Consider the following 12,964-nt stretch of genomic DNA (forward strand, 5'->3'; position numbering starts at 1 on the left):
TAAACCATGTTAATTAATTTATTTAAATTACCTTTTATTTTTATTATTAGCACCACCTTACTTTCTGGCTGTTTGTCATTAAAAGAAAAAGCCACTATAAAAATGCTAGAAGATGATTTAGTTCATCTACATTCAATTATTGAAGAAGCTAAAAATCTGGCACCACCCAGTATTATTTATCGTATTGATGAACATCGTTTTTTTACACTAGAACAATATAACCAGAAACGAGGAGGAATGACTTACTACAACAATACACAAAAAGGTATTCATCAAAAAATTCTGGATTCGTCAGCTTGCCGCTATAAAGGCCGATTAATTTGGTCAACTGATAGAGATGATGCTTTCGCTTTTCCTTCCGTACTGAGTAGCCGATATAGTCAATGCGTGGGAACAAAATATGGATGCATCAATGTTATTTTAGTCACATTAAATGGAGGAAAAAAATTTGCTCCTACAAATGCCGGCTTTGGTATTACGACTTATGATCCTGAATATTACTCTGCTAATTTTGATATTATTGTCACATCAGATGGCTTCTATTTAGGTAAGTCTTCTTACAGACAACAAAATGATGAACTTGATTCCCCTTGGTGGCGTAAATTCTATTTTGATCCTTCCGACTCTAATTATATTCATGATGATGTAGGCGATAAGGAAACACCATCCATTACTTTAAAAACACCTTCTGAGCAAACTCGTTTTGATTGTAGTGACCCAGCTATTTATCCTATTTCAAAATAAAGGAAACTTTTATGAATAATGGTGATAATAAAGAGACTACTCGTTGGTTAAAAGAGAAAATGTGTCTTGATGGTTCTTACTATTGGCAATCTTGTACAAATGCAACAAATATCGGTGGAGAAATACATGTAAAACCTAATTTACCTGGGATAATTATTCTTGTTCATGGTGTTCATTCAGAAGGAGAATGGTATTCCACTGCGGAAGAAAATATATGTAATGGATTAAATGAAAGATTAAACTTAACCAATACACCTTATAAACTAACAGCTAATAAGTATTATCAACCCACTTTTATATTAGATGAAAATAACCTTGATGATAGCCATTATATCTATAAAAAACCTATAAGAGAGTTAATTGAATTAGGAAACTCCCCTATTATACGTTTTCATTGGGGGTATCGTTCAGATGATAATAAATTGGATGACTATAAAATACCTTTAAAAAATATAGCGGGCGAAAGTTACCATCAATTAAAAAACGCAATAGTTAATCCAGAATATAGCTCTACCGATCAAAATAAATGGACATTAGAAGATAAAGAAAAATATCGTATTGCTGAAGAATATCAATCACTCTCATTTAAAAAACGTAAAATATTTATTTATGAAAAATTAAAAGATAAAGGTCCATTTTTATGGGAAGGTGGCCCATTCCAAAATGGTTGTAATCACCTTAAAAGCTTATGGAGTGAATATGGCTTTAGTAGCTGGCCTAAGCTATGGGCAACAATTCCTTTTCCTGCTCCATTTCCTATACCAGTTAATGTTCAAGCATTTAACCCTGAAACAGATACTTTACTTACGTCTTCACCATCTCGACAATATTTTGCTCATGCAGCAGGGCGGCTAGCCAAATTAATAGCGCAAATAAGAAAGAACAATAAAGATGACACCGTCACTGTAGTTTCTCATAGCCAAGGTACTATGATTGCACTAGCTGCTTGCGCAATTGAAGCTCCAGATGCACTATTTGTATTAAACTCACCTTATGCCATAGAAGATAAAACATTAAATACGTTTTCCTATCCTTTAAGTGAAAATATTGATAGGGATACAAGAATAGCAACGTTAAAAAAGATCATTGATAAAATTGCAGAAAATAAAAACAAACTCAAAAATAATAAAAATAATTTAATTGTTGGGTTAACTGAACAGAAAAAAAATTGGACTCCTTTTAATACAGAGATAAGTAGAAAAATAAACGTAGAAACACCATCAAAAAAAATTAATAGTATAAAAATAGAGAATAGTGGCACAGTTCAAGAACGAGATAACCATGGAAATACTTATATTTATTGTAATCCTCATGATAGAGTCATGGGTTCATCTCCATTAGGCTCAATTGGTTGGAGTGCTATTCCTAATATTACACAACATGGTCAAACACAGCCACATCCTATATTCTCCTCTTGTAAAACTCTATTTGTTCGCATGTTAGCGCGTAATACACCTTGCGGAGAAAAACCCGATCCTCAAAATGGTACTTTTACTGTATTTACAGATAAAAATGGAAGGTTTAGAGATGGCTATCCATTTTGGGATAATAAAACAGCCATAATAGATAGTTTTGTATGGCCTGAACCTGAAAAAAATATGTTTCTAAATATTAATGCACCCGAAGTTCCTACTCCTATAAAGGATTATGAGCAAAAAAATTTCGATGTTGGTTTTTTAGATAGTGATGAGCCTCCTAAAAAATTTGGAGGTGTTATATATAAAAATAACCAATATGAACCTGTTACTAGAGAATATTATTATCTAAAATATTTATACTCTTATGAGAATCGGATCTTAGTTGAATTAACCGATAAAGAAAAAAATAAATTAAGGAAAGACCCTCTAGCTACACCCAATGAGAAAAATGTATCAAAAAGATATGAAACCATGGATGAAATGAGAATACGTATAAGAGATTATATTTGCCGCCCTAATGATCACGGTACTTTACCTCTAAATGTTCATTTACTACATCGAATCTTAGCCTTCGATTTACCTATTGGGCATTGTTCTCAAGCTAATAATCCTGAAATGATGGCTGAATTACGTCGCCAAGCAGACTGGTTGAGTAATGGTGGTGATGAATATGTGAAAACCGGAAAATTAGATCTTCCTGATATACCAGAAGAAATATCCAATCCCGATTTATCAAAAATTTAATAATTTATTTAGAGAAAATAAAATGAAAAATATCATTCGATTAGGTGATCCAACCTCTCATGGAGGACACGTAATATCATCGAGCTCTACTCTTATTATTAATGGGAAAAAAGCTACGCTTCTTTATGATATTGTCTCATGTCCTCTACATGGGGATAATCAAATCATTGAAAGTAGTTCACATTATAATGAGAATGGTAAAGGAATTGTGTTTGATGGTTGTAAAACACAATGTGGAGCTATTGTTTATTCAAGTTGTAATGATATGGAAATATAAATGAAAAATTGGATACCTCCTCACAATCCGCCACCTTGGGAAAATAAACCATTCCCATTATTAACTTTAAGCAGCTTTATAATATTTATAAATGCAGTTTATTTTTTAATTTTAAAATTTTCGTTAAAAATTGATTTTAAAAGCTATATAACGAGTAACGATGGTTTTATATTATCTTCAATTATTTTCCTTTTTACATTATTTTTAGTGTCTATCTATGTCTTATTTTGGGAGATAAAAAAAACACTATATATTTACTGGTGCTTTTGGCAAGCAGATTTATTGACTAAATGGATCAAATCCAAACAAGATAAATTATATTTAATCTATTCGAATATAATATCTCACAACTTAACAACCATTTCTGACTTCAATAACGAAAGTTCATTTGAAAAAGCAGAACCAAGCAGTAAATTAATACATTTAGAAAGAGAAGATATTGTTGGTGAAGAAAGATTTTTTTATATTGTAAAACTCTTAATAAATAGCATTAAAGATATAAAAATCAGTAAAAAAGAAAAGTATTTTGTTATAATAAATAGTTTATTTGAACAGAGTGACTTCATAAAAGATAAAATAAAATCTTTTCTAAATGGCTATCTAAGTAATTATGAAATCATCTTTCAAGCCAAACCAAACTATAACAATCAATTTAATGCAATTAAAAATAAAAAATCAATCACACTTATTTTCTCAATAAATTACTATGCATTAAATACTAATGAAAAAAATGAGTTTTCAAGTTTAATTATACTTTCCTCTAGTAAAGAAAAAGAATTTTTAAAACTTTTTCAACCAATGCCATTTAAAATAGAAAATATAGATGAAAACATTAAAACAATATCAATAATTCAACAGCAACAGAATAAAAATATAAAACAAGTTAATTTTATTGATATTGAAAAAGAAAATTCAAATAACATCATGTCAAATTTAAGAAGCGAAAACAGTTATCAGTTATCCTTAGAAACCTATACTCAAGGTTACTTTTTTAATGAAAATATAGATAATTATAAAGAATTATCTATATATCATTTATTAGCTCTTATTTACTTATCAAATTTTAAAGATACTAGTCAGTTTTTATTTTATAAATTAGATAAAAACTATTACTGCCAAACAATAGGAGTTCAAAAATCACACATTGACAATCATTACTTGAACATACCAAAACCATCATTTCCACTAGGTACGCTTCTGGTTGGTTTTTTTGCTCTTACTTCTGTCATTTTTAATAACATAATTGACCAAGCTGAATTTAACAGTGAAAGAATAATAATTACGTCAACCTCCTTTCTTTTTACTATCATAATAATTAGTGTAATTAAAAAAATTTATATTATTTTTTACTGGAAAATTCATTTTTTAAAAACGCTTAACAAAAAATGGAATTTATAATGAAATCAAAAATAACACGCTATATTTCACTCTTTGTCATTATTTCAATAATTTCATTGGCTACAATTGTGTTCTTATTTATTATTTTCAATAAAACATCCATAACAGCAACTCAATCGTACTTAATGATTGGTTCAGTTATTTTCTCCTTAATAGTGCTTTTTTTCCTTTCTCGTTACTTTAAACCTAATATAACTATGGATATTGAAGATAATGATAAAAAAGATAAGATAAATAAAAAGAATGACAGAGTAAATGATTGGAATAAATATATAAAAGAAAATTACTCATTTACTTACAAGTCAAAATTATCAATCCAACTCCTCATCGGCACCTCTACTTCTATCGAAAAACTGGCTCCAAATCTAACAGCGGATATCTGGCAAGAAAACAATGGGACGTTACTTATCTATGGTGGTGATATCCATCAAAGTATTGATGAAAATTTAATTCAAGATTTAAAACAACTGCGCCGACGTCGTCCGCTCGATGCGGTTATTTGGGTGTCAGAAAATAACTTATCGCAACAACCGCTTGGTCATTCCTTATTTAATCACTTAAATCCGACCAATACAGACACAGCTAGCCGTTATTTCCACCAGCTATTTCGTCAACTACGCTGGCAAGCCCCCATTTGGCTTTGGAATATCAGTAATAACGGTGAAATAACAACAAATGAAGCACCCACAATCCTTTATTCAGCACCTTTAAAAGCGACATCTGAAACGCTTTCTAATGACTTAAAAACGCTTTTACCGGCATTAATGGAACAAGGCACACAAGCTGTCTTGCATAACCAAACACAAACTTACCTATTAGCATTAGCGCGTTTTCTTCAACATGAAGGATGTGAAAAACTCGCCAATACTTTGGCACCGCTTTTATCGGGTTATCGCTCGTTGCCGTTCGCTGGTGTGCTCTTTAGTACACCTGTTGACAATAACGTGTCTGCAACTTTATCACAAAATAATCAATGGACATCCAATCCCCATTGGAAAGCACTAATGGCAGTAAATTCACAATTACCCTATCAGTTAAAAGCCTCACCTGTAGGTTTAAATTCCAAACGTATTTTGCAATATACCGTTGCAACCGCCATGACGCTGTGGGGCGTTGGCATGGTAGTTTCTTACTTTATGAATCGCCAATTAATTACCCAAAGCCAACAACAAGCGCAGTTAGCAACAGACAATCATCAATCTGAATTTGCCCGCTTACAGGCACAATATGGCTTACAACAAACCTTAGGTTTATTAAGCCATCGAGAAAAAACCTCTGTTCCATTTTGGCTACGCTTTGGGTTAAGCAGTAATAACGCATTGCTTAGTCATTTATGGCCTGTTTATAGCCAATCCATGTTGCCGTTATTACGCGATTCAACACAACAACATCTTGAAAATTATCTTCACGCATTTATGCAGTTCCCACCAGAAAGTGCAGAACGAACTGAAGGTGCTCAATCCGCTTATCAAGCCTTAAAAGCCTATTTGATGATGGGTGATCCTTCCCGTATTGATCCTACATTCTTCACTGAAAGTGCATTACGTATTTGGCCCGAATATAACGGATTAAAAGAAGGGGAATGGCAAACATTAGGCACTGAATTATTAACCTTCTATGCCTCTCAATTGCCTTATCACAATGAATGGACAATCAAGCCTAATCGAACTTTAGTTGCCGGAAGCCGAACTATTCTTATTCGCCAAATTGGTCAACGTAATGGCGAATCTGCGCTTTACCAAAAAATCTTACAACAAGCGCAGCATAACTTTGCGGATATGACGTTAGATGATATGACCGGTGATACCGATGTCAGTTTCTTATTAAGTTCAGCAGATACGGTACCCGGTATTTTTACGCGTAAAGCATGGGAAGAATCGATTGAGCCCGCGATTAAAAAAGCCGTTCACGAGAGACGAGAAGAAATAGATTGGGTGTTAAGTGACACACAAAAAGAGACCGATATTGATATCTCACCTGAAAAACTTCAGCAAAACCTGACAGAACGCTATTTTAATGATTTTTCAGGCAGTTGGTTAAGCTTTCTCAATGGCTTACAGTGGCGAGAAACACAAAGTCTTTCAGATACCATTGATCAGCTCACCTTAATGAGCGATGTCAGACAATCCCCCATTATTGCCTTAATGAATACGCTTTCTTATCAAGGTAAAACAGGGCGCCAACAAGAAAAACTAGCAGACTCTTTTGTTAACTCAGCCAAAGATTTATTAAACAAAGAACAACAGCCTGTTATTAGTCAAAAAGCGGAATTTACAGGCCCTCTAGAGCCTGTTTTTGCGCCAATATTGGCATTTACCGATCCTCAATCTTCAGCGCAAAACAATGATGTGTTGAGCCTACAAGCCTATCTCACTCGCGTAACTCGAGTTCGCTTAAAACTTCAACAAGTTGTTAATGCCCCTGATCCACAAGCCATGTCTCAAGCATTGGCTCGAAGTGTTTTTGAAGGAAAAACGGTCGACTTATCAGAAACGCAAGATTACGGTAGCTTAATCGCGGCAAGCTTTGGGCAAGAATGGAATAGCTTTGGTGAGACATTGCTTGTGCAGCCCATGTCTCAAGCATGGCAACAGTTATTAGCGCCCACTTCACAAGGTATCAACACTCAATGGCGAAATGCCGTTGTTAATGACTGGAATATGGCATTTGGTGGTCGCTATCCACTCAAAAATACGCAAAGTGAAATCTCATTACCTTTAATGGCGCAATATCTACGCCCTGATAATGGTCGTATTCAGCGCTTCCTTGAAACTCACCTTAACGGTGTTTTACATAAAGAAGGTACGCACTGGGTACCCGATACCACGAATGCACAAGGCTTAACCTTTAACCCTGAGTTCTTAAAAGCCTTAGATAAACTAAGCTATCTCGGTGATGTCGTTTTTGCGAATGGTGAAGCGCGTCTTTATTTTGAGTTACGTCCAGGTACATCACCTGACATTATGCAAACCCACTTAATGATAGATAAACAATCTCTTATCTATGATAACCAACAACCTCAATGGCAACGCTTTGTTTGGCCAGCTGATACCGTTGCCTCTGGCGCATCACTCAGTTGGATCACCACCAATACAGGGACACGTATTTATGGTGATTATCGTGGCGTCTGGGGCATCATTCGTTTATTGGAAGATGCCCAAATTGCCCCTTATGCCGGCAGCACCAGTAGTTACTCTGTCAATTGGAAAACCTTAAACGGGCAATCCCTAAACTATACCTTAAGAACAGAAATGGGCGAGGGTCCAATCGCACTCTTGCAATTGCGCAATTTTGTTTTACCAGAAAAGATTTTTTTAGATTAAATAAAAATCACATTCTCTATTATCTCAAAAGGAAATATGCTCACTATGTCCTTATTGGATACCTTAATTTCATCATGCTTTGCTGATGATACAAACAAAATGCAACAACTTGCTCAACAACAAATCGCTTTATGGGATCGTTGGTTATTACCGATTACCCCTAATCAACCTGTGGGTGATGATCCCAGTTATGAAGATGACTTTGAGCGAATGAAAGAAGAAGTCAATAAACTTTCTGGCGCAGATACTGAACTGATTTGTTTACTTGCTGAAAAATTACTGCTCAATTCCTGCAAAGATGTGCGCGTGGTGACTTATTATATTTGGGCACGCTTACACAAAGAAGGTGAACACGGGCTTGCCGATTCTTTAGGGCTTTTAAGTGGGTTGCTTATTCGCTATCACGACACGCTATTACCTAGCCGAGCCACGAGTAGAAAATCTGCTTTAGAGTGGTTATCAGGACAACGTGTTTTAGATAGCTTATCGCTTTATCCTGAAGTCGATCGTCATCAGTTTTCTCGTATTATCGCCTTATTAGCCACCATTGAAACTGAACTTGAAACATGGAATGAAGCTGAAAGACCGCAGCTTGCAGGATTACATCAAGCACTCGAAAAACGCCTTGCTCAGTCTGGTGGCACAAGTTCATTAGTACCACAAAATATCAGCAGAAATGAATCCGCTTATAACTCGTCTTCAACGCCCTCTTCTTTATCACAAAGCACGCCAATAGAAACAATACAATCAGGTCGTGAATTATTAGATCAATCTAAAATGCTTGCTAACTACTTACGCAATCAACCTAACGGCTGGTTAGCTGGGCATAGATTAATGAAAGTAGTGAGATGGGATACGCTTCATCAACTTCCCCCACAAGATCAGCAAGGTTGTACTCGCCTTTCTCCCCCAAGAACGGATGCCAGAGCACAACTTAAACGCCTTTATTTACAACAAAGTTGGGGGGAACTTGCAGAACAAGCTGATAAGCTTTTTGCAGAAGGTGTTAACCATTTTTGGTTGGATGTACAGTGGTATCTTTATCAAGCACTCAGTAAATCACCTGCTCCTTGGAATGCATGGTCTGACATTATAAAAAACGATTTAAAACAGTTCCTTATCCGCCTTCCTGATTTAGAGAACTTATCATGGGAAGACGGTACGCCCTTTGCCGACGAAGTAACATTAAGTTGGATCAAACAACATGTTATGGAAGAAAACTTTGATGCCATGCAAGGGTTATCAAATAGTTACTCTCATCAATCTGAAGATGAACCGATATTGGCATTAGAAACTGAAGCTATCACACAAGCGGATAATGAAGGTATAGAGGTTGCATTAAAATGGCTACAACACCGTCCTGATATCAGCACTTCAAGACAAAAATGGTTATTAAACCTCGTTATGGCGCGAGTAGCAGAACAATTTGCTCGTCACGATCTGGCATTAAACTTATTACGAGAACTCGATAAAAAAGCGCTTTCAATGTCATTAACACAATGGGAGCCTAACTATATTTTTGAAGTGAAAGCACGGCAACTTCATCTTTACCGAGCAAAAATCCAACGTAACACCTCAGATAAATCCCATATAGAACAACAAATGGAACTGTTACTCAGTGAATTAACTGCTATCGATCCCGTTCGCTCTGCGATTTTATATTCTTAATCTTTTACTCGACAAATCAAGGTATCAAATTAATGGATGATTTAACCCTTCGCTATTTTGATGCAGAAATGCGCTATCTTAGAGAAGCTGCAAAAGAGTTTGCACAAGCACACCCCGATAGAGCTGCGATGCTCGATTTAGATAAAGCAGGTACGCCCGATCCTTTTGTTGAGCGCTTATTTGAAGGCTTTGCTTTCTCAATGGGGCAATTAAGACAAAAAATTGATGATGATTTGCCTGAATTAACAGAAGGTCTTGTCAGCTTATTATGGCCTCACTATTTACAAACAATCCCTTCACTATCAATTGTTGAATTGGCTCCAGATATTCAAAAAATGAAAATAGCAGATAAGATCCCTGCTCAATTTGAGGTTCTTTCTCGCCCTATTGGTCCTAAAAAAACGATTTGTCATTATCGAACAACTCAAGATTTAACGCTCAATCCAATAAAAATTGTCGCTGTAAATTTAACGACTGAGCCAGATGGTCGTTCAATTATTCGACTGAGATTTAAATGCAGTGAAATGATTAATTGGTCTGAAATTAGCCTTCATAAACTCTCATTTTATTTATCTGGCGATATTCCGACAACCAATGCACTGCATTTGGCATTAACTAAACAAGTTGCAAAAACTTATCTAAAACTTCCTCAATCAAAAGATAGAATAGCAATCCCTCTCTATTTTTCACCGGGAGGATTTCATGATACAGACACTCTTTGGCCTAAAGGAGATACCACATTTAGTGGTTATCAATTATTACTTGAATACTTTTCTTTCCGTGAAAAGTTTATGTTTGTTTCACTTAATGGATTAGATGATATTCATTTTCCTGAAGAAACATCTGAGTTTGAATTAGATCTTGTTCTCAATACATTATGGGATAACTCTCTTACATTAAATGAAGAAAATATCCGTTTACATTGCGTACCGGTTATTAACCTTTTCAATATAGAAGCTGATCCACTCACTGTTAATGGATTAGAAAGCGAATATTTATTACGACCGCGTCGTGTTCAAGATGGACACACTGAAATCTATAGTGTTGATAGCGTACATGGCTCTCAACGTACAAATGAAGCGATTTATGTACCATTTACCAGCTTTCGCCATCGTGGAGGCATGTTACGACATAATGCACCTGAACGTTATTATCATACCAGAGTAAAGCGTGGTGTTACGGGGCTTCATGATACTTGGCTTATATTAGGAGGAGAAAAACAAGAGATTGATTTAGCAACTCAGACAGAAACCCTTTCATTGCAACTCACGGGTACTAATGGGCAATTACCGCGCAAAGCACTGCAAAGTACCTTACTTGATAGAACAGAACAAACCTTACAAATCCCACTCACTGTATGTAATTTATGTAAGCCAACACTTCCTCTTTATCCTCCTTCTGAAGATCGTTTCCACTGGCGAGTGTTGAGTCATTTAGGTTCAAGCTTTCTTAACATGATGGATAATGCTGAAGTACTACGAGGCACTCTCGCACTTTATGATTGGCGAGATGATGATATGAACCACCGAAAACTCGACGCCATTATTCATGTTGAACATCATTTAATTGAACGCTTTGAAAAAGGTTTTTTGCAACGAGGTATTGATATCGAAGTCACGATTGATAGCAATGGTTTTAATGGTGAAGGTGATATTCATTTATTTGGCGAAATGCTTAACCGCTTTTTTGCACTTTATGCCGATGTTCATCTTTTTAATCAATTAACACTGATTATCTTACCAACAGGAAAACGAATTCAATGGAAAGAAAGCCGCAACCCACAGCTACCTCGTTAATTCAGGCATTAGGCAAAAAATTACCTTATGTGAATTTCTATCGTTTTTGTCAATTACTTGAAAAAACCAGCCCCGAATTACCTGAATTAGGAAGTTCTCATGATCCAAAAACCGATCCTATTCGCTTTCGACCACATCGTGGTATGGGCTTTCCTGCGACAGAGCTCAAAGGAACTGATCCTCTAGATAAATACCGAAAAAGCACAATACCAAGCTTACATACTACCTTTTTGGGGCTTTATGGTATCACATCACCACTTCCAACATCTTACCTTGACGATATTGCACAATACCGAGATGGTACGGATTCACTCACTGATTTTTTAGATATCTTTAACCATCGCCTGACGACTCAGTTTTATCGGATCTGGCGCAAATACTCTTATCCCGCCACCTTTGGGGAAGGCGGATCAGATAAAACATCACAATATCTTTATGGCTTAATTGGTTTAGGTATTCCGGGCTGTGCAAATCATGTGCAATCCCCCCTATCTCGATTTTTAGCACTGTTAGGGATCTTGCGTTTACCAACACGTACAGCCGAAGGCATTAGCGCATTAGTAAAATTATTAGCACCATCGACGAAAGTCAGCATTGCGCCTCATGATCCTCGAAGAATTACACTAGATGCCCCCACAATCATGTCGTGCTTACAACCGATAACATTAGAAAATAAACCTGTTTTAGGTCGCTATGCTATTGATGTAAATAGCCAAGTATTAATAAAACTACATACTGAAAATAAGGAAGAAGCAAAAGGCTGGTTACCTGATGGCAGTATTTATCAAGACTTTATGGCACTGCTTCGTGTTTATTTAGGCTCAAGAGTTAATGCGCGGCTCCGTTTAACATTACCTCGAAACTTATTACCTGATGCAACATTGAGCACCTCTAAAAACCAAGGTGTGCAATTAGGTAGAACCGCCGTCATGCGACCTCACAACCAAATTGAAACACTAACCGCATCTTTTATCACCATTGGACTTGGCTTTTACCAATATCTACCCCCTCGCACTCAACATTATAAAAGTGATGAATATGGCAATTATCAATTTTAAATCACAAACATTTTTTTCTCGTGCCCACCGATTAGCACTGTTATTTATAGCAATATTTGCAATTGCGGGTTGCGGTTTAACTCAAACCATCAGTGATGGTACTGTCTCTTTAACTAAGTCTATTCTTTATAAACAAATCAAAATATTGCATTTAGATTTTACTGCAAGAGAAGCACTTAATACCGATGATAATGGTTCATCACTTTCCGTTATTGTTCGAGTATTCCAACTAAAATCAGCAGATACTTTTAATGATAGTGATTACCTCTCACTATTTAATCAAAATAACGATGTTTTAAAATCCTCTTTATTAGCACAAAAAGATTTACGCATTCGACCAGGTGAATCTATTTCTTTAGATATGCCAATGGAGAAAGAAACCGAATTTGTCGCTATTGCCACGATGTTTCACACACCTGACGAAGCTAAAAATAACTGGCGAATTGTTATTCCTAAAAATGAACTCGATCCTGATAAAGCACGTAAAATTGAACTTGCTGAAAATACACTTACATTACAACCTTTGGATAAAAAATAA

9 protein-coding genes are annotated in these 12,964 nt (G+C 35.7%); all 9 read left to right on the forward strand.

Annotated features, from left to right (window positions below):
• Positions 1-6 precede the first annotated feature (6 nt).
• From AB4J89_RS11580 to tssJ, 9 genes are read left to right on the forward strand one after another with little or no spacing between them, the layout of a single operon-like run.
• Positions 7-744, forward strand: coding sequence for a hypothetical protein (locus AB4J89_RS11580; protein ID WP_088494851.1), 738 nt, complete (start codon positions 7-9; stop codon positions 742-744).
• 11 nt (positions 745-755) lie between these two features.
• The gene (locus AB4J89_RS11585; RefSeq protein ID WP_102949473.1) at positions 756-2,906 is read left to right on the forward strand and encodes a hypothetical protein; all 2,151 of its coding nucleotides are present in this window, start codon (positions 756-758) and stop codon (positions 2,904-2,906) included.
• 22 nt (positions 2,907-2,928) lie between these two features.
• Positions 2,929-3,183 carry a PAAR domain-containing protein gene (locus AB4J89_RS11590; RefSeq protein WP_075674106.1) on the forward strand — a complete coding sequence of 85 codons (255 nt, stop codon included), beginning with the start codon at positions 2,929-2,931 and terminating at the stop codon, positions 3,181-3,183.
• Positions 3,184-4,581: a hypothetical protein gene (locus AB4J89_RS11595; RefSeq protein WP_102949472.1), complete on the forward strand. Its 1,398-nt coding sequence runs from the start codon at positions 3,184-3,186 to the stop codon at positions 4,579-4,581.
• Positions 4,581-7,904, forward strand: coding sequence for an ImcF-related family protein (locus AB4J89_RS11600; protein WP_368469303.1), 3,324 nt, complete (start codon positions 4,581-4,583; stop codon positions 7,902-7,904). Before AB4J89_RS11595 ends, AB4J89_RS11600 begins: the two co-directional genes overlap by 1 nt.
• Before the next feature lie 45 nt (positions 7,905-7,949).
• Positions 7,950-9,572: a type VI secretion system protein TssA gene (tssA, locus tag AB4J89_RS11605; RefSeq protein WP_368469305.1), complete on the forward strand. Its 1,623-nt coding sequence runs from the start codon at positions 7,950-7,952 to the stop codon at positions 9,570-9,572.
• Between the two features lie 32 nt (positions 9,573-9,604).
• Positions 9,605-11,368 carry a type VI secretion system baseplate subunit TssF gene (gene tssF / locus AB4J89_RS11610; protein ID WP_368469307.1) on the forward strand — a complete coding sequence of 588 codons (1,764 nt, stop codon included), beginning with the start codon at positions 9,605-9,607 and terminating at the stop codon, positions 11,366-11,368.
• Positions 11,332-12,426 carry a type VI secretion system baseplate subunit TssG gene (gene tssG / locus AB4J89_RS11615; RefSeq protein WP_368469309.1) on the forward strand — a complete coding sequence of 365 codons (1,095 nt, stop codon included), beginning with the start codon at positions 11,332-11,334 and terminating at the stop codon, positions 12,424-12,426. The genes tssF and tssG overlap by 37 nt, the downstream gene beginning before the upstream one ends.
• Positions 12,401-12,964 carry a type VI secretion system lipoprotein TssJ gene (gene tssJ / locus AB4J89_RS11620; RefSeq protein WP_311755759.1) on the forward strand — a complete coding sequence of 188 codons (564 nt, stop codon included), beginning with the start codon at positions 12,401-12,403 and terminating at the stop codon, positions 12,962-12,964. The genes tssG and tssJ overlap by 26 nt, the downstream gene beginning before the upstream one ends.

Source organism: Proteus sp. STS61-E (genome assembly GCF_040932335.1).
Lineage (GTDB): Bacteria > Pseudomonadota > Gammaproteobacteria > Enterobacterales > Enterobacteriaceae > Proteus > Proteus mirabilis_B.